Origin of the sequence: Streptomyces albicerus (genome assembly GCF_008905045.1) — a bacterium.
Taxonomy (GTDB): domain Bacteria; phylum Actinomycetota; class Actinomycetes; order Streptomycetales; family Streptomycetaceae; genus Streptomyces; species Streptomyces albicerus.
On sequence record NZ_VWMY01000015.1, the window covers coordinates 81,832 to 102,666 of the forward strand.

18 protein-coding genes and 2 pseudogenes are annotated in these 20,835 nt (G+C 66.9%); 12 read left to right on the forward strand and 8 right to left on the reverse strand.

Annotation, left to right across the window (positions count from 1 at the left end):
• Positions 1-607: 607 nt before the first annotated feature.
• From GAS53_RS15205 to GAS53_RS15215, 3 genes and pseudogenes are all read left to right on the forward strand, one after another.
• Positions 608-1,249 (forward strand): HNH endonuclease, encoded by a 642-nt coding sequence (locus tag GAS53_RS15205; RefSeq protein ID WP_151478117.1) that lies wholly within the window; start codon positions 608-610, stop codon positions 1,247-1,249.
• A 3,135-nt stretch (positions 1,250-4,384) separates the two neighbouring features.
• Positions 4,385-4,753: pseudogene (locus GAS53_RS58320) on the forward strand (restriction endonuclease); the annotation flags it as partial.
• A 301-nt stretch (positions 4,754-5,054) separates the two neighbouring features.
• Entirely contained in the window at positions 5,055-5,546 is a 492-nt protein-coding gene (locus GAS53_RS15215) for a TetR/AcrR family transcriptional regulator (protein ID WP_151478118.1), read from the forward strand.
• A gap of 49 nt (positions 5,547-5,595) precedes the next feature.
• Here GAS53_RS15215 and GAS53_RS15220 read toward each other — a convergent pair whose 3' ends face one another.
• Positions 5,596-6,351 (reverse strand): hypothetical protein, encoded by a 756-nt coding sequence (locus tag GAS53_RS15220; RefSeq protein WP_151478119.1) that lies wholly within the window; start codon positions 6,349-6,351, stop codon positions 5,596-5,598.
• Between the two features lie 266 nt (positions 6,352-6,617).
• On the opposite strand from GAS53_RS15220, the pseudogene GAS53_RS15225 reads away from it, so the two are divergent.
• Positions 6,618-6,782, forward strand: a pseudogene (locus GAS53_RS15225) (helix-turn-helix domain-containing protein); the annotation flags it as partial.
• Positions 6,783-6,839: 57 nt separating this feature from the next.
• On the opposite strand, the gene GAS53_RS15230 reads toward GAS53_RS15225, so the two are convergent.
• Positions 6,840-7,823, reverse strand: coding sequence for a helix-turn-helix domain-containing protein (locus tag GAS53_RS15230; RefSeq protein WP_151478120.1), 984 nt, complete (start codon positions 7,821-7,823; stop codon positions 6,840-6,842).
• A gap of 258 nt (positions 7,824-8,081) precedes the next feature.
• Between GAS53_RS15230 and GAS53_RS15235 the strand changes: the two genes are divergently transcribed.
• The 5 genes from GAS53_RS15235 to GAS53_RS15255 all read left to right on the forward strand — a co-directional run bounded on the left by GAS53_RS15235 (position 8,082) and on the right by GAS53_RS15255 (position 12,197).
• Entirely contained in the window at positions 8,082-8,906 is an 825-nt protein-coding gene (locus tag GAS53_RS15235; protein ID WP_151478121.1) for an alpha/beta fold hydrolase, read from the forward strand.
• Between the two features lie 105 nt (positions 8,907-9,011).
• On the forward strand, positions 9,012-9,839 hold the full coding sequence (locus GAS53_RS15240) for an alpha/beta fold hydrolase (protein WP_151478122.1): 828 nt from the start codon (positions 9,012-9,014) through the stop codon (positions 9,837-9,839).
• A gap of 14 nt (positions 9,840-9,853) precedes the next feature.
• Positions 9,854-10,645: an alpha/beta hydrolase gene (locus tag GAS53_RS15245; RefSeq protein ID WP_151478123.1), complete on the forward strand. Its 792-nt coding sequence runs from the start codon at positions 9,854-9,856 to the stop codon at positions 10,643-10,645.
• Positions 10,646-10,706: 61 nt separating this feature from the next.
• Entirely contained in the window at positions 10,707-11,501 is a 795-nt protein-coding gene (locus tag GAS53_RS15250) for an MBL fold metallo-hydrolase (RefSeq protein ID WP_151478124.1), read from the forward strand.
• A 138-nt stretch (positions 11,502-11,639) separates the two neighbouring features.
• Complete coding sequence (locus GAS53_RS15255; protein WP_192583118.1) at positions 11,640-12,197, forward strand: hypothetical protein; 558 nt, start codon at positions 11,640-11,642, stop codon at positions 12,195-12,197.
• A 22-nt stretch (positions 12,198-12,219) separates the two neighbouring features.
• On the opposite strand, the gene GAS53_RS15260 is transcribed toward GAS53_RS15255, so the two are convergent.
• Positions 12,220-12,909, reverse strand: coding sequence for a DUF2637 domain-containing protein (locus GAS53_RS15260; protein WP_151478125.1), 690 nt, complete (start codon positions 12,907-12,909; stop codon positions 12,220-12,222).
• Positions 12,910-13,251: 342 nt separating this feature from the next.
• Between GAS53_RS15260 and GAS53_RS15265 the strand changes: the two genes are divergently transcribed.
• Complete coding sequence (locus GAS53_RS15265; protein WP_151478126.1) at positions 13,252-13,719, forward strand: hypothetical protein; 468 nt, start codon at positions 13,252-13,254, stop codon at positions 13,717-13,719.
• Between the two features lie 343 nt (positions 13,720-14,062).
• On the opposite strand, the gene GAS53_RS15275 is transcribed toward GAS53_RS15265, so the two are convergent.
• The 3 genes from GAS53_RS15275 to GAS53_RS15285 all read right to left on the reverse strand — a co-directional run bounded on the left by GAS53_RS15275 (position 14,063) and on the right by GAS53_RS15285 (position 16,056).
• Positions 14,063-14,755, reverse strand: a complete 693-nt coding sequence (locus GAS53_RS15275; RefSeq protein ID WP_151478127.1) for a class I SAM-dependent methyltransferase — start codon at positions 14,753-14,755, stop codon at positions 14,063-14,065.
• Between the two features lie 224 nt (positions 14,756-14,979).
• Complete coding sequence (locus GAS53_RS15280) at positions 14,980-15,762, reverse strand: polysaccharide lyase family 7 protein (protein ID WP_151478128.1); 783 nt, start codon at positions 15,760-15,762, stop codon at positions 14,980-14,982.
• Positions 15,763-15,819: 57 nt separating this feature from the next.
• Positions 15,820-16,056: a hypothetical protein gene (locus GAS53_RS15285; RefSeq protein WP_151478129.1), complete on the reverse strand. Its 237-nt coding sequence runs from the start codon at positions 16,054-16,056 to the stop codon at positions 15,820-15,822.
• Positions 16,057-17,315: 1,259 nt separating this feature from the next.
• Between GAS53_RS15285 and GAS53_RS15290 the strand changes: the two genes are divergently transcribed.
• Together GAS53_RS15290 and GAS53_RS15295 are read left to right on the forward strand one after the other, a co-directional pair.
• A complete protein-coding gene (locus GAS53_RS15290; RefSeq protein WP_151478194.1) occupies positions 17,316-18,074 on the forward strand; it encodes a LuxR C-terminal-related transcriptional regulator in 759 nt (252 codons plus the stop codon).
• A gap of 202 nt (positions 18,075-18,276) precedes the next feature.
• The gene (locus GAS53_RS15295) at positions 18,277-19,017 is read left to right on the forward strand and encodes a DUF4142 domain-containing protein (RefSeq protein WP_151478130.1); all 741 of its coding nucleotides are present in this window, start codon (positions 18,277-18,279) and stop codon (positions 19,015-19,017) included.
• 9 nt (positions 19,018-19,026) lie between these two features.
• Here GAS53_RS15295 and GAS53_RS15300 read toward each other — a convergent pair whose 3' ends face one another.
• Both GAS53_RS15300 and GAS53_RS15305 read right to left on the reverse strand, forming a co-directional pair.
• Entirely contained in the window at positions 19,027-19,530 is a 504-nt protein-coding gene (locus tag GAS53_RS15300) for a MarR family winged helix-turn-helix transcriptional regulator (RefSeq protein ID WP_151478195.1), read from the reverse strand.
• A gap of 170 nt (positions 19,531-19,700) precedes the next feature.
• On the reverse strand, positions 19,701-20,765 hold the full coding sequence (locus GAS53_RS15305) for a LacI family DNA-binding transcriptional regulator (RefSeq protein ID WP_151478131.1): 1,065 nt from the start codon (positions 20,763-20,765) through the stop codon (positions 19,701-19,703).
• Positions 20,766-20,835 lie beyond the last annotated feature (70 nt).

The following is a 20,835-nucleotide window of genomic DNA, read 5'->3' on the forward strand; positions in this document are numbered from 1 at the left end:
TTGAGTGTCTAACTGCGTGACAACGCCGACGGACAACGGCGGACAACAGCGCACGCCTGCGGACAATCGCAGCAGGTGAGAGGCACACCTGCCCATGGTCAAGCGGCCACCCAAGTTGCTTCGGGACGAACAGGTCTCCTTCTCACGGCCGGTAGCTGGAGACCAGCCCGGCCGGCAGCGGACGACTGCACAAGCATCGCTACGTGGCTAAGGCCGGTGGGGGTATCACGAGACATACGCGCGCCGGTTCGTTCCGCGCACCCGCCATCGTGGCGTGCTGTCGTCGGCTGAGGTTCGAGCAGGAGATACTCAGCCCTCGCCGCCGTCCCTCACGAGCAGGACCATTCGCGCCCTGTCCCCGTGCCCGATCGTGCGGGGAAGTACGGGGAAACGCGGCGGCGGGCGGACACCGCGCAGCTCAACGGCCCCTGACCGATTGACCTGGTCAGGGGCTCACCTGCGGTGGGTGTGGGATTTGAACCCACGGTGACATCGCTGCCACGACGGTTTTCAAGATCGCTCAGGGGTGCCGCACCCATTAAGACTCCACCGGCCATCAGGGGCCGCGGGTAGACAGCAGGTCAGACACGGGACGTACCGTGATGGCATGGCAGCGTTCGAGCGTCCGGGTAACCCTGAGTACCTTCGGCAGGCGGCATTTCGAATATTCGGCGAACAGTGCCTCCGGTGTGGAGAACAGCGGCCGTTGGAGATGGCACACATCATGAACTGGCCCAGATGCGTAGCCCTCGCCGGCAAGAAGGTCAACGGCATTGCACCGCCCGAGGCCTGGCACTACGGCGAAGCCCTACGCCACTTTCATCATCTTGGCAACGTGCTTCCGCTGTGCGCCAACTGCCACACGCTCTACGACGGTATGCAGTGGGAGGATGTGACTGAGGCTGAGGTAAGAGGTTACCGGGACGCGGCGGTAGAGAAGTCCGACGTTCTGTCACGGCTGATCAATTTCGTCGGCACGGAGCTTTCGGGCCGCCCCAATCGGTGTACCCACAAGGTCGACGGCAAGCGGAAACACTCGCATGCTGTCGACGTCAATTCCTGCGTGTGGCCACTGATGTGGATTGCGCAGGGATACGAACTGGGTCTCATCACCGAGAAACCAGACCTGATCGTTTCAGCCGACTCTGAGGTCCATTATCACGTGCTCCTGACCACGACGGAGATCCGGATGTGCACCGGCGAACTCAGTGGGTGCGGCCGGGACGGCAAAGTCTGGAAGCGTCCCTGACCTGGCCGTCGCGTTGAGGCGCTTTACAGCAACGAAGTACAGCAACCCTACCGACCGCAGCCGACGGCTACCGCCCCTTGACGACCGGCTGACCAGCCGGGTACATCTCAGCGACCGTCCTGCCCGTAGTTCGCATCGAGGAGCTCAGCCAACAGAGGTTGGCTCCAGCCATTGAGACTCCGCCGATTTTTCAAGTTCACGTACTGCCGCACAAGAGAACTGGGCACCATGCCCCCATGAGACGTCGACGCCCAGGAGACCGAGACAACCCGCTCTACTGCCCGGGGCATCAAGGGGGACCCATCAACCCACGCACCCCCAGAGATCGAGCCCTTGAGCGGAACAAGCAGGGCGTCTGCGGTGTCGAAGGATGCAAATTCCGGGTTGACCGACGCGGTCGGGTGCGCGAGATCAGCGGCTCGAAGGTCGACGACGTCTTGAGAGCGCACCGTGAGGTCGTGCAGCTGGCAGGGGCGCGGCACCGGGGCCCTTGGCTCAGCGGATCGTTCTACCTGGTCGCCCTCATTGCGATGACAGCCGCCGCAATCAGCGCCAGTCGACTGGCGCCTCCGTGGGCCGTGCCCATCGTTGTTGTTGGTTCCTTGTTAGGGGTCGGAACCGTCGGTGCACTGCAATTGCGCCACGATGACAGGCTCAGCGAGCGGCGTTTTGTGGAGCTCATCAAGATCACTTTCCTGAACTTGCCCACCGTACTCCGGCGATCACCTCCACCTGTCGAGCCTCCACCTAGCGGTCAGAGCAGTCAACTTGACCCAGGCCATCAGGGTGCGCCACCAAGCTAAAGTCGACACCCCACGGCTGAAGCGGCGCTCCACGCTGCACCACAACCGCACCAGATCGAGCGGGGAACAGCGGGGAATGACGGTGAAAGCAACCGAGCCTGCAGGGGCCACGAACGGGCCGTTCGCCCAGGTCAACCGTCGAACTCGCCCTAGATCACGCGCAGCTTCCCAAGCTGAGAGCGCAAATCTCCTGCTCCAGAGGAAGGCCCGGGATGGCAAGTGGATCCCCTTCCCAGACTCAGTGAAGGGTCCTGGGCATGAGCAGGAACGCCGCCGTCGATACATCGTCATCTCAACCGAGGCCGCGCGCGGTTGCGCGGGACCGACTTGCTTGTCGTATGCTGCGCAATGAGGCATTGCGGATGCCGTGCGCCAGCGCTCACCCCGACCCGACGGAGCGCGAGAGGACGCAGAAGACAGTCGAACTGACACCGTCGCTAGAAACGAATTGCGCTTGCGGGACTCCCACTCAACCGCCAAGCGTCACGGTCGGGGTGGCGCTGCGGCCGAAAGGGATCCTCCATGCGGCAGACGAGTCGAACGCGTGACGCCAAGGCTCTTTCCCTCTTTACCGGCATGCCGCTTGAGTTGGCCAACGAGGCCGTCCGTTCAAGCGAAGGCGAGCTCCTCATTCCGGAGGCCAACGCCGACCAGCGGTTGTTGGAGCAATGGGTAGTCCGACGAATCTGCTGGCCGTCGAACAGCCCCATCCACCCTTGGGGCATCAAGTACGTCTATCCACGACCTGACGGCCTCACGATTGCCGTCGAGGGTGACAACATGGCCTCCGAGTTGGCCAACACCCTCGTACCCCGATACGACCCAACCACCGGCGATGTCTACGGAGTGCCGGGGTGCCGTATCACCGAGACGGGCCGACACGGGCTTGTCCTACACCTCCTCGATACGGACGCCACGATCCACATCACCGGCATCCACCGAAAAGCGTGGCGCAGCGGCCTTGCTGAGACGGATCAGGAAATGTGTCGCACAGGACTGCGACTGTGCAGTCACGAACGGCCCCACGGGTGGACCGCCGCGGAACTCGCCTACACCGGGCACCCTGGTCATAGAGCCACCCACCGCAGTGCGGACGGGAGCACCGCTTGGCTTGCCAGCGGCCTGCTCCGGCGCATCGGACTGCTGCGAACCATGGGCATTCCCCTGTACACCACGGCGTGGACCAACCCAGCCGACGTTGGGGAGCAATGGATCCTGGAGACGCAGTACCAGCCGCTAGCTGCGCGCGCCTCGTCTCACCACGAGACATTCCTCCATCTCCTCAACTATGAGGCCTGGGGACTCAGACTCGACTGGACAGACTCGCACTGTAGTTGCGAGACCGAATACTCAAGCCAGTGCACCTTCAACGGACGGCCTCAACTCGAACAGGCCGGCGAGCTACAACTCCGCTTCCCTCGCCGAGCAGCCGAGCGCTCCGCCCGGCTGCTCGCCAACCCACAGGCCTACGACGCCCATCGTCGCATCGCCGTCCGCGTGCCTGCTCGATTCTCTCCGCGAGCCCGGCTCTCGTCGACACTCCTGCGTACCCCAGAACCAGCCCCCCGGGGACCCGCCAGGGGTAAGGCCTTCAGAGCCATCGCCAATGGTGCGAACCAGGCTACGACCGCTGACCGCACGCTGCCCTAACTGCGTCTCTCGCCTCTTCACTCAGCCTGCGAGAGCCTCCAGGGACTCAGAGTGATGTCTTCTCGCTCATTTGCAACTCTCGAGGGCCCACAGACAGCCCTAGATCTTCGTTTGGAGAATCCGGCCGTGGTCAGCAGCCTGTTACAGCTTCCATCGAATGCGATGCCATGGCTGGGCATCGCCTTTCTGCTCTTCCTCTCCACTTTGTTGGTGACCGTAGTGATCGCATTGCTTCGTGCCGACAGACGGGACATCGTGGATGTCTTGGAAGCGGCTGCCAACTGGCTTCCGTGGCGCCCACGCCGACGCAACCGGCGTTAAAGCCAACATGGAAGGTGCCGTTGAGCACCTCAGCCATGGCGTTGTCGTACGCCTCCATACCCTCACCGGTGCTGCCCGGGCCGTCTCAGTTTACGTCTCATTCAGCCCCGTTCACGATCGTTCAGACGAGGCTCACGGCCATTCCCGCATCGGCGGCGGACCGCCCATGAACGCAGGTGAACGCCTCCGCACACAGCCCGAGACCCCACCAACACAGTTGGAAAGCGTGTTGGCGGCCGAGTCGCGCACACAGGCTCCGTGGTCAGTTGAGCCCCTCTGTGGACTGTTGCCCCCAACACCTGAAAAGGCCAAAGAGCACCAAATCGCAAAGGGGAGCTTGGTAAGGTCAAGCATGACCTTGATGGACGAGTTGTCTCTTCTATGCCAATTGGTCGACCCGTACTCTGGACGTCCCGCAAGGAGCATCACTCCGCAAACACGGGGTCACGTCTTCGAAGAATGGCTGAGACGGATCCTGCGTTCTTCCACCGAGCATCCGAGGGCTAATTATCGCCCAAAGGGCGAAGAGATTGATGGCTCCTTTGGCCTCGATGGGCGGATCTACCTGCTTGAGGCAAAGTGGCACGGAAAACCCCTCCCCGCCTCATCGATCTATCAGTTCCGCGGCAAAGTGGATGGAAAGCTCGTAGGAACAATTGGCGCGTTTATATCAATGTCGGACTACAGCACGGAAGCGGTAGAAGCCGTCCGGGTTGGGAAGGTTCTTAACGTCACCCTGTTCGGTCCGGACGACATAAAAAGCGCTGCGCAAGTCGGATTCGCTGAGGTGCTTCGCTTTAAGCTTCGCGCAGCTACCGAAGAGGGCGAGATCTACATGCCGTACGTAACGACGGATGCCTTGAGCCATCTAACAATCCTGGTAGAGGGGAAGCTGGACCAGGAAATCACTCACACACTTCTCCAAAAAGCACTTAGCGAGACTCCAAATACTCGACCCTACTCGGTAGTACCCACCATGGGCCGAATGGGAATACCGAGCATTGCGGCAGTTCTTTCGCTAGGGGAGGGTGATGAAATTGCCGCACTGGATGAAGGCGGCCGGACTGACCCACGGCGGCTTCTACAAGCAGTTCGCCTCCAAGGAGGCACTCGTCGACGAGGCCACCGCCCACGCCTTCGCGGAACTCGCCCGGCGCCACACAGCCGGGCTCGAGCGTCACGGCGGGCAGCGCGAGGCCACCCAGCAGGCACTGATCGACACCTATCTCTCCGTCGCACACCGGGACGACCCGGGGGATGGCTGCCCGGTCGCCGCGCTCGCCAGCGACATGGCGCGCGAGGGCGCTGACGGCGAGGCCCGTCGCGTCTATACCGAAGGGGTGGTCGACTTCGCCGAGTGGCTCGCCACGGACGACCAGGACGGTCTCGTCCGGCTGTGCACCCTGTTCGGCGCCCTCGTCCTGGCTCGCGCCACCAAGGGGTCACCCCTGTCGGAGGAGATCCTCGCCACCGCGCACGCGGCCCTGACCGGGCCCGAGCCCGCACCGGCGACGTCACGGTAACCATCGCCGCTGCCGTAGCTGCGGCTGGCTGTATCCGTACCTGTCGGCGTCAGCGGGGCAGGATGGCGCCGATCTGGGCCCGGACGTCCCGCAGGATCTCGTCGGTGCTCGCGGTGGCGTTCGGGCCGGCCGCCATGGCGAGGAACAGGACGGCGGACACGACGCGAGCCAGCGTCTCGGCATCGGCCTGTCCCGCGCGGCCTTTGTTGTGCAGTACATCGGCGATCGCCGCCTCGGTCCGCGCGGTGATCTCCAGGGCCTCGCGATGGCGCGGCTCGGCGGGATCGCCGAAGACCATCTCGCGCAGGTAGGTGCGGCCGTTGTCCACATGGGCGCGGTTGCACTCCACGACCGGGCGGGCGATCGCCAGCACCGCGTCGAGCGCATCGGGGATCTTCTCGGCGTCCGCCCGCCCCCGTTCCAGCGCCTCGGTGTAGAGGGAGTTCTGGACCAGCGCATCGAGACCCGCGAGCGCGAACTCGCCTCCCAGGCCGAGCAGTTGAGGGCCCGCATCGAAGAACTCACCCGGCAGCTCGGCGAGTTCGACCTGGCGGGCACGACCCCAGCGGTGAGGCGCGCGGGGACGGACGACTAAACGATTGGTGGTTGCTGTGCCTGGGAGGCTGCGTTCGTGGAGCTGCGCGCTGCCTTCGATACAGCGTTCATGTCGTTCGCGTCGCTGCGCCGCAACGCGAAGATCTTCGCCAGAGACAGCAAGCTGGCATGCACAGCAGGGCCGCCAGCCACCAGGCGTCTTGGGCGACGTACACCCCTGCGCCGAGCATCGCGATCGCCACGACAGCACCGACGATGAGCCCCGCCATGTGTCGGCTGTGGTTGTCGCTGCTCGCGCTTCTCCTTGGCCTCCCGCTCAGCGACTTGACCTTCTCCTGGACTTCCCACTTGGCGGTGAGTGGCCGATCGAGCTGTATGGAGGCGGCACCGAGGGCAGTGGCAACCCCTACCGGGTCGTCCAGCGGATCCTCGCCAGCATCGCTGCGGACTGGCACCGCTACTGAGGTTTTCGGTTCGAGGTGACGGTGATCTCGGTGGTGGGTGTATCCCGGTGTCATGCGGTATCCCGATGGGGGTGGCCTGACCGCGAAGCAGCGGGCCCGGCGGGAGCAAGTGCGGTTCGAGGCTGCCGAGTTATTCATGCAAGGGGTGACGCCGCCGCAGGTCGCGCGGCGGTTACGGGTCTCACGCAAGTCTGCCTATGCCTGGCATGCCCGCTGGCCCCTGGTAGGGCCGGGGGTTGGCGCGGTGGCTGATGCTCCGTTTCCAGTCCTGACCCTACTGGAGTTCGTCACGGGACAACGAGGTGGCCCGTTGGTGGGAGAGCTGCCGCCATTCGCGGGGCGTGGCGCCGTAGGTCTGACGGAAGCGGCGGGAGAAGAAGGCGGGGTTGGTGAAGCCCCAGGAGCGGGCGACGGCCTCGATCGTGCGGTGGGCGTGTTCGGGCGCGATCAGGTCGCGGCGGGCGCCTTCCAGACGTCGACGGATGATCCATTTTTCCAGGCTGAGGCCGCCTTCCTCGCACAGCCGGTAGAGGGTCCGTACGGAGATGTTGTGTGCCCAGGCGATGCGTTGGGGAGTGAGGCCGGGGTCGGTCAGATGCGCGCGGATGTAGGCGAGGACGCGGGTGAGGAGGGTGTCTTCCGCGACCGTCCGGCGGGTGTGGTCGTCGGCGGCCACCGACACGATGAGGGCACGGGTGAGTTCCAGAGTGGCGGCGGCGAGCGCTTCGGCGCCGGCTTCGGCGCTCAGCCGGCCTGCGTCACGGTGCAGGCTGCGGATGTGGTGCAGCAGTAAAGGGCCGATCCTGCTCTGGTGCAGGAGGGGAACCGCGGCGCGGATCAGGTGCTCGGGCAGGCCGAGACGGTCGGCGTCGACCATGAACGCCACGGACACTCCTGTCCCCGACCATCCGTACTCGTAGCCCGCGGTCTTGTGCGCGAGGGCCAGGTCGTCGGGCCCTACGTGCTGCTGGTGGCCGTTCCAGGTGAAGGCGCCCGTTCCCCGGCTCTGGGTGATGATCGAGACGGAGTTCATCGAGTCGAACCTGGCGTGCTGGCGCGTGCGCCAGATACGCATGCCCGTGCCGTGCGTGGCGAACAGGGTCAACGGGCCGAAATGCCAGACCTCGAGTCTCTTCCAGATACCGGCCTCGGTGTGTTCCTGCTCGATGGAGCAGCTACCGCTCTCCCCGGCAGCCACCGCATGAAACGCCTCGATCCGGTCGGCGGCCGGAATGTCCTTCGTGTCCAAGACCAGCACAGTGCCCCCCAGGGCTGGCGCAGCGGTACCCATCCGCCGCGAAACCAGTCCCCGGATTCTCCACCGAACCTTCACCTGATCGGTAGAGGGTCCACTGACGGCCGACCGGAACGGCCACCTCCGCCCTCTGCGGCCCACAGTGCGCTGCGTGGCGGGCAGGGAACAGTTTCCGGCGCGCACGGTAAAAGCCCTCCCCCGATGCGCTGCCACCATCGCCGTCATCCGAGTCGCACATCGCCTGATGACGGGAGCGCTCCCATGAGGAACACCATCACCACGAGCGACGGCACTGAGATCTTCTACAAGGACTGGGGCAGCGGGCAACCGGTGGTGTTCAGCCACGGCTGGCCGTTGAACGCCGACGCCTGGGACGATCAGCTGCACCTGGTCGCCTCGCACGGCTACCGTGCGATCGCGCACGACCGGCGCGGCCACGGTCGCTCCGGCCAGCCGTGGAACGGCAACGACATGGACACCTACGCCGACGATCTCGCCCACCTGATCGAGGCTCTCGACCTGCACGACGCCGTGTTGGTCGGGCACTCGACGGGCGGCGGCGAGGTGACCCGCTACATCGGCCGGCACGGCACCGGGCGCATCGCCAAGGCCGTACTGCTGGGCGCCGTACCGCCGTTGATGCTGAGGACCGGCGACAACCCCGACGGCCTGCCGATCGAGGCGTTCGACGCCATCCGCGCGGGTGTGGCAGCCGACCGTTCGCAGTTCTACAAGGAACTCAGCCTGCCCTTCTACGGGTTCAACCGGCCCGGTGCGAAGGTCTCGCAGGGTGTGTCGGACGCGTTCTGGCTGCAGAGCATGCAGGTCGGGCTCAAGGGAGCGCTGGACTGCATCCGCGCGTTCTCCGAGACCGACTTCACCGAGGACCTGGGGATCTTCGACATCCCCACCTTCATCGCCCACGGCGACGACGACCAGATCGTCCCGATCGTCGCGGCCGGCCCGGAGGCGGCCAAGCTCGTCAAAGACGCGACGCTGAAGGTCTATCCGGGTGCCCCGCACGGTCTCGTGGGCGCGTTCAAGGACGAGTTCAACGCCGACCTGCTGGCGTTCCTCGCCTCCTGAACCCCCACCGGCCCGGGGCCTCACCAGTCCCGGGGCACACGTCCCGACCGCACCGCCCGCCGGCACCTCCGCACCGTCCAACCCTCCTGACCGAAAGGGTTCGTCATGCGTGTTCCCGTTCCGCGCCGTCTGCTGGCGGCACTGGCCGCCGCCGTTCTCATCGTCGTCGGCGCGGTCTCCGCCCAGGCGACCTCCCACAGCCCCGGGCAGGCCGGGAAGGGGCCGAAGCCGACCGTCGTGCTCGTGCACGGCGCGTTCGCCGACGCCTCCGGCTTCAACGACACCATCGCGCTGCTGCAGAAGGCCGGCTTCCCGGTCATCGCGCCGGCCAACCCGCTGCGGGACACGGCGGGCGACGCCGCCTACATCTCCAGCGTGGTGGACACCATCCCCGGCCCGGTCATCCTGGCGGCCCACTCCTACGGCGGCATCGTCATCACCAACGCCGCCCGCGGCCACGCCAACGTCAAGGCCCTGGTGTACATGGGGGCGTTCGCGCCTGACGAGGGCGAGAGCGCGCTGCAACTGGCGGGCCAGTTCCCCGGCAGCGAACTGGCCACGGCCCTGATCCCCCGTGCCTATCCGGTGCCCGGTAGCGAACCGGGCACCGACGGCTACATCGACGCCGCGAAGTTCCGGGCCGTGTTCGCCGCCGACCTGCCCGCCTCCCGGACCCGTCTCATGGCGGCCACCCAGCGCCCCGGCAGCGTCCAGGGTCTCGGCGGCCCCAGCGGCGCGCCCGCCTGGAAGACCGTCCCGTCCTGGTACCTGATCCCGACCGAGGACAAGGTCATCCCGCCCGCCGCCCAGCGGTTCATGGCCAAGCGCGCAGGCAGCAAGGTGACCGAGATCCGGTCCTCGCACGTGGTCATGATCTCCCACCCGGAAGCCGCCGCCAAGATCATCAAGTCGGCCTACGCCGCCACCCGTTGAAGGAGCGAACGCTCATGAAACCGGACACCATCGTCCTCATCCACGGCTTCTGGGTGACACCCCGCAGCTGGGAGCACTGGATCACCCACTACCAGTCCCAGGGATTCCGGGTACTGGCCCCGGCCTACCCCGGCTTCGAGGTGGAGGTCGAGGCGCTCAACGCCGACCCCACCCCAATCGAGGAACTCTCCGTCCCCGCGGTCGTCGCATCGCTGGAGAAGCTGATCGACGGCCTCGACACCCGGCCGATCATCATGGGCCACTCCGCCGGCGGAGTGTTCACCCAGATCCTGCTCGACCACGGATACGGCGGCGCCGGAGTAGCCATCAACTCCGCACCCACCGAGGGCGTGGCGACGGTCCCGCTGTCGCAGCTGAAGGCGACCTTCCCGGTGCTGAAGAACCCCGCCAACCGGCACAAGGCCGTCGGCTTCACCTTCGACCAGTGGCGCTACGCCTTCACCAACACCTTCCCCGAGGACCAGGCCCGCGCCCTGTACGAGCGTTACCACATCCCGGCCTCCGGCCAGGTGTTCTGGGGCAGTGCGCTGGCCAACATCCACCCGGGCCACGCCGATTCGTACGTGAACTACCGCAACGACGACCGGCCTCCGCTGCTGTTCGTCGCGGGCGAGAACGACCACCTGATGCCGCCGAAGATCCAGCGGTCCAACGCCAAGCACTACAAGTCGAACACCGTCACCGAGATCGTCGAGTTTCCCGGACGATCCCACCTGATGCCCGCCCAGCAGGGCTGGCAGGAGATCGCCGACCACGCGCTGGCCTGGGCCCTCGACCACACCTGACAGACACCTGATCACCACCTCGGTGCCCGGAACGCCGGGCACCGAGGGACGGGAAGAGCCCATGACGGAAGTCCGGTTCACCCACATCGGCGGCCCCACCGTCCTCATCGAGTTCGCCGGCTGGCGGCTGCTGACCGACCCGACCTTCGATCCCCCCGGCCGCACCTACGCCTTCGGCTGGGGCACGTCCTCCCGCAAACTCACCGGCCCCGCCCTGTCGCCCGAGGCGATCGGACCGGTCGACGCGGTGCTGCTCACCCATGATCACCACGGAGACAACCTCGACGACGCCGGCCGCGCCCTGCTCGCCGACGTCACCACTGTGGTGACCACGCGTACAGGGGCGCGTCGGCTGGACAGCACGACCGTACGAGGCCTGAAGGCCGGACAGACCACCCGGTTGGAGGCGCCGGACCGGCCGCCCATCGACATCACCGCCACCCCCTGCCGGCACGGCCCGCCACTCAGCCGCCCCATCACCGGCGAGGTCGTCGGCTTCGCCCTCACCTGGCCCGGACAACACCACGGACCGCTGTGGATCACCGGCGACACGGTCCTGTACCGCGCTCTCCGCAAAACCGCCGCCACCCTGCGCCCGGGCACCGTCCTGCTCCACCTGGGCGGCGTCCAGTTCCCCATCACCGGTCCCGCTCGCTACACCATGACGGCCGCCGACGCCCTCGACCTGTGCGAAACCATCCACCCCAGGACGGTGTGCCCCGTCCACTACGAAGGCTGGCAGCACTTCCGCGAAGGCCACGAAGCCCTCGCCGCGGAACTGGCGACCGTCCCCGCCGAGCGCAGCAGGGCATTCACCTGGCTGCCCCGCGGCACCGCACACCCGATCACCGTCTGACCACCCTCCCCCGGCACTCACTTTCAGTCCCGACCACTGCACGCCCGCCGTCGGCGCCGACCGCATGGTCGAGTTCGCCCGCCTTGGCGGCACCATGGTGGCGCAACGGCCGCTGGCGCACTTTCCACCACAGCGGGCGTGCTGGCCGGCGGTATCGTCACGCGCCGTGCTCAGAATCGTCACTGGATACGCGATCAGCAACTCGCTGTCTGTCAGGAGCTGTTCATCCACTACGCCAAATTCACGATGGAGCTCAGCCGAGCGCATGCCGACCGCCGCGGATGGGATTACGACTGGAGTGCGGCCTTGAGGCGCGTGAGCCTGATCGCTCCCACGGAGGTCGCGACGGAGATCGATGATTTCGGCAGCGCCATCAATTCCTTTTTGGACCAGGCGGCAAGAGGGGAATGCAACCCACTGCACAACCCGCTGAATTCCCAGGAATTCGAGCGGGCCAGACAGGTACCCGCCCAGGCGCAGGTGAGGCTGGTCAATGCCATACGCCGCTCCCTGAGCAAGGACCACAAGGGATTTCCTTTCGAAATCGGCGGGTACGGCATAGCCCGCACTCCGCTACATGCTCCGACGTGGACGGACCAAGGCGTCACGAAAATGTGGTTAACGAAGATCCACCACTCACCGCGCCGAGGGAGACCATCAAGCATCCCCGAGGCACACGAGGCGCATCGGTCATGACACATTCGTTGCCCGTTGCCCGTCAGTGCTCGGTACCGGGACCATTGCCGTTCTCGCTTTCACGTACGAGAGCAACCAGTTCCCTGGACCGACTCGCACCGATACGCATTTCCCTGCGCAGAGACTCCGCCGAGACAGGGCGTTGATGCAGCTGCCGATGCCTGGCGTCCACCTCCCGAGCACGTCTCAGGAGAGGATCAACGACGCCTCGCGTGTCGTCACTCTTCACACCGGCGCCTCCCCCATCCTCCCGGTCGACTGTATCGGGCAACCGTCCGCCAGGACGGTGCGCCAGCAGCTCCACCGACAACAGCAACGCGACCGGCGGCCACCCGGCGACCAGCACCGGCTTCCAGGCCAGCACCGGCGCGGCCGCGATATTCGCCGCCAGAGACACCACGATCCCCAGCAAAAAAGCCAGCCACACGACGTACCGTGCCCGACGGCCACCACCCCCGGACGGCTTCAGCAGGCCGACCGTCGCCAGCAGCAGCAAACCGTCGACAGACAGCGGCCACAACGACGCACTCACCTCATCCGCACCGCCCTGCAGGGCGAACTCTCGCTGATGGACGTACGAGGCATACGCCGCAACCCCCGCGACCACCAGTGCGCAGCCACACCGCAGCCACGCATCAAGATCAGGCGACTCGCCCCTCACCGTCCGGTGCGGGCCTTCGCCCGGGACAGACCCCACGTCTGAGTCGCCCATCAATCGACCCATCCCACGCCGCAGGACGAAACCGCCCCTCCACCACAAGCCGCCCAACAAGAAACCGCTGCTCAGCCCTGCAACTATCTGCATGTGGCCCCGCCGGGGGCACCCTGTATGAGGTGCCCGAAGACCCCGCCATCAGCGCTTTGGCTGAGGACGGCGTCTTGGCGTATGTGTAGTCGGATGCCGCCGAATGCGGCTCCATGACAGAGGTCACGTGATGACGGCGTAATGATCTTGATGTGTCTCACTGCAGGTCAGGTCGGCTGCCAGAGAGGTTCCGGGTAATTCTCGCAAAGTACCTGAGCGGGCAGACGATCTTGTGATGTTCTGCTCTCCGTGGACGGTGTTCTCTCGACCCTCATCGCAGTCATCGGAACGCTGCTGGGCGCCGGCGTGACGCATCTGTTTCAACGCAGAGTGTCTGCACGCGACCAGGTGTTCGCAGCTCAGCAGCAGCTCCGTTCAGAGCGGATGGCTGTGTACAGCGACTTTGCCGGAGCACTGACCGAATACAGGCGAGGCCAACAGGATCGCTGGCACCGCAAGAACGAAGATCCGGACAGCTCGGCATGCTTCGAGGCTCGCACCGAGGCCTACCGGCTCCGCGGGGTTGCCCTCCACGCACTGTTCCGAGTTCAACTCATAGCAAGCGGGCAGGCGTTGATCGGCGCCGCGCGAGATGCCCACGAACACGCATCCAACCTCCACAAAGCGTCCGACAAGGCAGAACTGAGCACTCGCGGCGCACTCGCACGAGAAGCTCTGGAGCGCTTCATCACGCTCGCCTCATCCGACGTGCGATGAGACGAGCCGTAAACCGTGAAAGCCCCCGGCGGCTGATCGAGCTCGCCACGCAGAACGATGCCGGATTCGACCGGCGGATGTTCGCCGATGCTCTGCGCCCTGTACAGCGCTACAGCGACAAGCAATTCGCGGCCTTCGGCCTCGACGCCCAGGCGGCTGCCGCGCTGCGCCGACAGTTCAACGACCGGCAGCGTCACCTCACCCAGGCTGAGCCTGATCAACATCCGTCCTGGTGCAGCGCCGCATTGATCCTGCGAAGGTCGGTGCCGCCGTCAGCCCTGGATGGGCTGACGGCATCGGGTAACGACGTTTGTCAGTTCTCGACCACTACGTTCTCGCCCGACTACGGCACGTCCGCGGGGCGGCCGCAGAGCACGCGTCCTTCGACCGGCTTGAGCAGGGGCGTGTTCTGGACACCTCCAACGCGGTTGGCCCACCAGACAGTCAGTTCGCGTACAAAGAACATCGGCAGTCGCCGGTAGCGATGGGGTTTCTGGAAGACCCCGACGGAATCACCCCAGTAGGCGTGTTTGGCGTCAATGGCCGCGTAATTGTGCCGGATCCCCGTCATCGGCGGGAAGTCGGTGTAGGCCTCGAGCAATTCGAGTCCCGAGTACGCAGCCATGGCCCGGAACCCGTCCGGGTAGTAGCGCCAGCAATCCTGTGCATCGTGCACATGGCCGCGCGACGGTGCCGTGATGAATGCCATTGCCCTGGGCTTCAGAACCCGCGCGATCTCCATCATCGTCGCCCAGAAGAACGGGATGTGTTCGAACGCCTGGCCCGAGAGTACGAAGTCCGTGCTGTTGGACTTCACTGGAATGCGGTACGGCTTGGCCATGACCGCATCCACATTCTGCCCATCGAGCACATCGACGCCCACATAGTCGATGGCGTGCTGACCCAGCATGTCTTTATGCGTGACACTCTGTTTGTCTGACACACGCGATCCCAGATCCACGACCCGGTGCCGCCGGTTCGTCGGCATGTACTCCTTCACGCAGAGTTCCATCTGCTCGTATGCAGACCTGTGCATCGGTGTTGCCTCTCGACGTGCCCCCCCACGTGAACGGACATGTCCCACAACTCCAATCGGCAGAAGGAGTCACGCGTCTGAACTGCGTGACAGTGAGGTGGAACGCCGGCATACGAGCGTACGGACCGCCTCGGACACTCCAGAGTGAGTCGGCGGAAATCACCCGCTCACGCGAAGCGATCCGAACGTGGGGCGCTGCGCGCAACTCTGTGCGTATCCGTCAGTCAGGAGTGGGTGACCTTGATGGCGGAGATGCGGACCTCGCCGTAGTTCTTGTCGGTGCACGGGTCGGAGTTGTCGCAGTTGGCCTGCGTGTAGGCGCCTGCCTTGAAGTAGTTGGTGTCGCCGTCGTGGGAGATCGTGGTCTCCAGTTGCCCGTTGTAGTACACGTCGATCTCGCCGTCCTGCGCCACGAACTTGGCCTCGAACTCGGTGCCCAGTTCGTAGTCGTCGGTGACGAGGTGGTGGTGGCGGTCGTCGCCGTCGGTGATGTAGAGGCTGCTGCCTTCGAGGCGGAAGACCGTGACGTCGTCATCCCCGCCGTGGACCTGCGCGCCGACCAGGTGCGGCTTCTCCTTGGGGAGTGCCGTGAACGCCTCGGTGACCACGAGGGTGTGGGTGCCGTCCGTGGTGGACCACTCGGCCTCGTCCTCGCCGCCGTCGGTCATCTCCCGCAGCTCGGCGCGCGGGTAGCTGGAACCTCCCGTCGTCACGCCGTTGACGGCGGCCCGGAGCCGGACCGCGTCGCAGGCGGCGTTGACCTGGAACCAGGGATCGGCGGAGAAGGCCGCCAGCTCGGGCTGGGTGATCTCGGTGGGATCCTCGTCCTCGCCGGTGGGCAGGGTCAGCTTCCAGTTGGTCAGGTCCAGGACCTCGGACGGGTACGCGCACCGGGCGGCCGCCCGCTCGTACGGGGCCGGAGCGGCGGCCTGGGCGGACAGCGTGAGCGTGGCGGTCGAAACAGCGGCGGTGATACCCGCCAGCACGTAGGTCCGCGTGCTTGGCATGGAGGGTTTCCTTCCTGTCGGGGGTGTTCGGTGGTGTTCGGGTCGGGCCGACGTGAGTCACCGCGAGGGAGCATCCGCCTTGGTGATCCGGAGCACCGCCCGCTTCCCCTGCACGGTGACGGTCAGGTAGTACGCATCGAGTTGCAGCCCGCCCTCCGCCGACAGCAGCGTGATGGTGGAGCGCGACCCGTCGTCGCGCCGCATCTCAAGGGTCGCCTCACCATTTTCGATCTTCGTCACGTTGATGGCGGGAGCGCCGAAAGACTGCTCCGGAACCGGGACTTCGGCGCCCACCCCGACGCTGACCTCGCACTGCCCGTCGCCGCACGCCGACAGCCGCGTTCCGTCGGCCGCGGACGTCGAGGAGGGAGAGGGCGGAGTGGAGGGGGAGGAGGGAGCAGCCGAAGCCGTGGCGGGTCGTGAACTCGGCGGAGACGGAGATACCGCCGTGGACTCACGGGGCCGGGACGGCGAGGCGGACGGATCGTCCGAGCCGGAAGACGTGGAGCATCCCACGACCGCGGCAAGTGTGCCGATGGTCACGGCGACATGACGACGGGAGAAGGCCATGGCTGAAGAGTGCGGTCCTGCTCGCGGGACCGGTCCCGGGCCCCGGCCTGGGACCGGTCCCAGGCCGGGCCTCGCCCGCCGGCGCACGTGCCCGCCGACGCAGGTGCCCGCCGGTGCCGGCGCCCCCTCCGCCAGACGGCCAGGTTTCGCGCAGACGGCCAGGTTTCGCGCGGCGCGACCTCGCCCGTTCGGCCGATCCCCTCACCGCCCAGCATCCGGAAGGAGCCCGCGGCACCACCGATGTGACCCAGACCACAAAGAAAACGGTGCCGTTTCGATAGCGGCAGAGCTACGCTGAAGCTCCAAGGTGAACGAAACCGTTTCGTTCAGAAAGGGAGTGTGATGGCCGAGCAGTCGACCTCTCGTCGCAGTCGCATCACTCCCCGGCGCCCGACCCGGCCCTACGAAGTCATGCTCAACCTCGTGAACGAGGTCGAGCGCGAAGCGCTCCCCCTGCAGCGGGCAGCGGGCCGCACGAGCTACGACAACTCGGAACTCCGCCCCACAGCAGGGGACTTACCCGCGTTCCGCATCTGACCCGTTCAGCCCACCGTCAGGCTTCCCGTCACCCCGGTGGCACCCCCGCCCTCTCCCTCTTCTCCCCCGCACGACCTCACACCTCCGCCCGCCGCGCACCCCTCACGCCGTCGAGCCACCCCTTCACGCCCTCGCGCACCGACAAGCGACGCCCAGCACCAGCACCAGCACCAGCACCAGCACCAGCCCAACGACCCGACTCGACCCGATCCGACCGGGAGAACATCACCATGGCCGATCACCTGTACAGCCCCGGACGTTTCAGCCGTACTTCCGGTGCCCGCACCACCCGGTCGGGGCGCCGGTCGGCGTACGAGCGCGCCGCCCGGACCTGGGTTCGTCCCGCCAGCGGTTCCGTACCGGCCATCGGTTCCGTACCGGGCCCGGTAGGCGTTCTCGGCGAGGTGCCCGTCGCCGCCCCTCCCCCCGCGCGGAGAACACCCGGCGTGATCACGGTGCTTGTCGTCCACGACCAGGCCCTGCAGCGCATCGGATTCCGCATGGTCCTGGCAGCTCAGCCCGACCTGACCGTCGTGGGCGAAGCCGCCGACGGGGCCGAGGCGGTCCGTATGAGCGCCGAACTCCGCCCCGACGTCGTCCTGATGGACAGCCGCATCCGCGACCAGGAAGGCATCGACACCATCCGCCGCATCGCACGGCCCGAGCCCCTCCCCCAGGTTCCCGAACCCACTCGATCAGGAGGGCACCCCTCTCGATCAGGAGGGCACCCCTCTCGATCGGGAGGGCGCCCCTCACGACCAGGAGGGCACCCCTCGCGCGTACTGATCCTGACCGCCACCGGCCATGACGAGTACGCCTACGCCGCCCTGCGCGCCGGCGTCGGCGGGTTCCTCCCCGAGGACGCGACCCCCGACCAACTGACCGCGGCCGTCCGCGTCGTGGCCACCGGAGACGCCGTCATCTCCCCCGGTCTGACCCGCGAACTCATCGACGCCGTCCGCCAGGAGCGCCCCGTCCTCGCCCCCGAGCGGGAACACCGGCTCGGCGACCTCACCGAGCGCGAACGCGACGTGCTCACCGCCGTCGCCTCCGGCTGGTCCAACGCCGAGATCGCCGAGCGGTTGTCCATCGCCCCGACGACCGTCAAGTCCCACGTCAGCAGGATCCTCACCAAGATCGGTGCACGCGCCCGCGTCCAAGCCGTGGTCTTCGCCTACGAGTCGGGCCTGGTACGGCCGGCGTGACACCGGCCCGCCGGCCCACTCGGTCCGCGTGGCCCGCTCGACCCACTCGGTCCGCCCGGCAGCCGCGCCGCCGCCCCGCACGAGCTTCGCGGATGTGACGTGAAACACCTGGCAGCGTGCAAAATTTACCCGGCACAATGATTGTTCTGCGAGTCCCATGCGTACTCCCTGGCGTCCGAGCCCGCTCACACCAGGAGGCAGCATGCGCATATCGCAACGCAAGGCAGGTACCGCATTCGTGGGCGGTGGACTGGTCCTGACCCTCGCCGCGCTCGCGTACCCCGCCATGCTCGGAGTGGAGAACACGGCCACCAACCAGGAACGGATCATCGCCAACACCCCGTACGGGCCGCTGACCGAGGCCGACCGGGACTTCGTCATCAAGGTCCGGGCGGCCGGGCTGTGGGAGCATCCGCTCGGCCTGATGTCCATGGAGCGGGGCACGACCCCGGCCATGAAGGAGGCCGGCGAGCACCTCGTCGTCGGGCACGCCCGGCTCGACGCGACCTGCCGCAAGATCGCCCCCGAGCTGGGCATCACGCTGCCCAACCAGGCGTCCCCACAGCAGCAGCAGTTCGTGGCGACGGTGGACGGCAGCACCGGCAAGCAGTTCGACACGACCGCGGTCAACATCATGCGTGTGACCCACGGGCAGATCTTCCCGACGATCGCCAAGATCCGCGCCAGCACCAAGAACACGCTGGTCCGCCAGCTGGCCGACCAGGCCAACGACACCGTGCTCGACCACATCACCGTGCTGGAGAAGACCGAACTGGTCAACTACGACCAGGTCAACTTCCAGCAGACCACCCCGCCGAAGATGCCCAAGGACCAGATGACCCCGCCGGCGCCCCAGCCCGGAGCACCGGTCCTCTCGCTCCCGGAGCCCGAGGGCCTGGACGTGAACACGACCTCGCCGACGCCCAGCCCGAGCGCCGGATGACCGAGGCGTTCAGGCATCGTGTGCTGCCGCCGCGTCCACCCAGCCCAGTGGATGCGGCTCTGTGTCGTCCTCTGCCGGAGCGAGGGGTTCACCGCCCGCCTCGTTGAAGGCGGTCAGCGCCTCGACGAGTGCCGCCCGCTGCGTCCTGGTGAGCCGTTGGACGATCGCGGCGATCTCGGCCCGCCGCCGTGCGGTGATGTCCGCGGTGGTGCGCCGCCCCTCCTCCGTGAGCTGCAGCAGGGTCTCGCGCCGGTTGACGGGGTTGGTCTGCCGGTCGGCCAGCCCGGCGGCGATGAGCCGGTCGACCATGCGCATGGCGGTGGACGGCGCGACCTGGAGCAGGTCGGCAAGCGTGACCAGTTTGGTGGCGCCGCGCGTGGACAGCACCATCAGCATCCGGACCTGCGGCAGCGTGACCCGCTCCTCGACCCCGGCCAGTGAGCGTGCGGAGACCGCGACCAGCAGCCGCGAGGCGGTCAGCACCGCGCGGGTCACCGCATCGACATCATCCATGGCCCCGACAGGGGTCTCGCGCTCCGGCATGCGTCCTTTCTATCGCGCCGACGTGTCCGCCCCCTCACCTGCTCGGCACAGAATTTCCTTATTTCCCTGTCCATGACTGTCCATGACGCTGGCACGCTGGCAGCACGGCTCCAACTTCGGCGGCACGGCTCCGTGCAGTCTCAGCGGCCCGGCGCCGGCCCCGTACTGCGGCGCACGATCAGTTCGACGGGTACGACGCGATCGACAGCCGGCTCCGGCGGCCCCTCCAGTTGGGACAGGAGCAGGCGCAGGGAACGGGTGCCGATTTCGGGGAAGTCGGTGCGGACCGTGGTGAGTGGCGGCAGAAGATGGGCGGCCTCGGGGATGTCGTCGTAGCCGACCACGCTGACGTCGTCGGGAACGTGCCGGCCGGCCTCGTGGAGGGCGCGCAGGACGCCGAGGGCCATCTGGTCGTTGGAGGCGAAGATCGCGGTGACATCGGGGCGCCCGGCCAGTTGGCGGCCCAGTTCGTAGCCCGAGTCGGCGCTCCAGTCGCCGATGAGGGGCTCGGGAACCTCCGCGCCCGCCGCTTCCAGCGTGGCCCGCCAGCCCTCCTCCCGGCGGTCCGCCGACAGCCAGCCCGTGGGGCCCTGGATGTGCCAGACCGTCGCGTGGCCCAGTTCCAGCAAGTGCTCGGTGGCCTTGCGAGCGCCCGCGCGGTTGTCCGCCGTGACGAAGGACGCGTCCTTTCCGAGGTCGTTCTCCAGCACCATCAACGGGGTGTCGAGCTGTGCCTCCGCCAGGGCCCTGCCCACCCAGCGCTGCGGGGCGATGGCGATCACGCCGTCCGCGCCCTCGGCCGACAGGGTGTCCACGGCGCGTACGACGGTGGCCCGGTCCGCCGTGTCGAGCGCGATGGAGCTCACCAGGTAACCGGCGTCCTGGGCCGCGGTGTTGATCGCGGTCAGGATGGAGGCGGGACCGAAGCGGGCCGCGTCGAAGGAGATCACGCCGAGCATGCGGGTCCTGCCGCTGGCCAGGGAGCGTGCGCTGCGGCTCGGGCGGTAGCCGAGCGTGCGCATGGCGGTCAGGACGGCCTCGCGGGTCTCGGGGCGTACGGACGGATTGTCGTTCAGTACGCGGGAGACGGTCTGCTTGGAGACACCTGCCAGCCGCGCCACGTCGTCCATCACCGGGCGCGCTCCCGCGAAGTTGCGTCGGCTGCGGCCCTTGGGAACGGCGCCGCCACCGGTACTTCGGGTCATGGGGGTGCATCCTTCAGGCTCGTCCCGGCGGTCGTGCCCCGCCCGGCAGGCCCACAGGATAGGCCGCCGG

Bases quoted from the DNA above. Each gene is read 5' to 3' on its own strand.
- GAS53_RS15205 (WP_151478117.1), top strand. From the start codon at position 608: ATGGCAGCGTTCGAGCGTCCGGGTAACCCTGAGTACCTTCGGCAGGCG.
- GAS53_RS15215 (WP_151478118.1), top strand. From the start codon at position 5,055: ATGAAATTGCCGCACTGGATGAAGGCGGCCGGACTGACCCACGGCGGC.
- GAS53_RS15235 (WP_151478121.1), top strand. From the start codon at position 8,082: ATGAGGAACACCATCACCACGAGCGACGGCACTGAGATCTTCTACAAG.
- GAS53_RS15240 (WP_151478122.1), top strand. From the start codon at position 9,012: ATGCGTGTTCCCGTTCCGCGCCGTCTGCTGGCGGCACTGGCCGCCGCC.
- GAS53_RS15245 (WP_151478123.1), top strand. From the start codon at position 9,854: ATGAAACCGGACACCATCGTCCTCATCCACGGCTTCTGGGTGACACCC.
- GAS53_RS15250 (WP_151478124.1), top strand. From the start codon at position 10,707: ATGACGGAAGTCCGGTTCACCCACATCGGCGGCCCCACCGTCCTCATC.
- GAS53_RS15260 (WP_151478125.1), bottom strand. From the start codon at position 12,909: ATGGGCGACTCAGACGTGGGGTCTGTCCCGGGCGAAGGCCCGCACCGG.
- GAS53_RS15275 (WP_151478127.1), bottom strand. From the start codon at position 14,755: ATGCACAGGTCTGCATACGAGCAGATGGAACTCTGCGTGAAGGAGTAC.
- GAS53_RS15280 (WP_151478128.1), bottom strand. From the start codon at position 15,762: ATGCCAAGCACGCGGACCTACGTGCTGGCGGGTATCACCGCCGCTGTT.
- GAS53_RS15295 (WP_151478130.1), top strand. From the start codon at position 18,277: ATGCGCATATCGCAACGCAAGGCAGGTACCGCATTCGTGGGCGGTGGA.
- GAS53_RS15300 (WP_151478195.1), bottom strand. From the start codon at position 19,530: ATGGATGATGTCGATGCGGTGACCCGCGCGGTGCTGACCGCCTCGCGG.
- GAS53_RS15305 (WP_151478131.1), bottom strand. From the start codon at position 20,765: ATGACCCGAAGTACCGGTGGCGGCGCCGTTCCCAAGGGCCGCAGCCGA.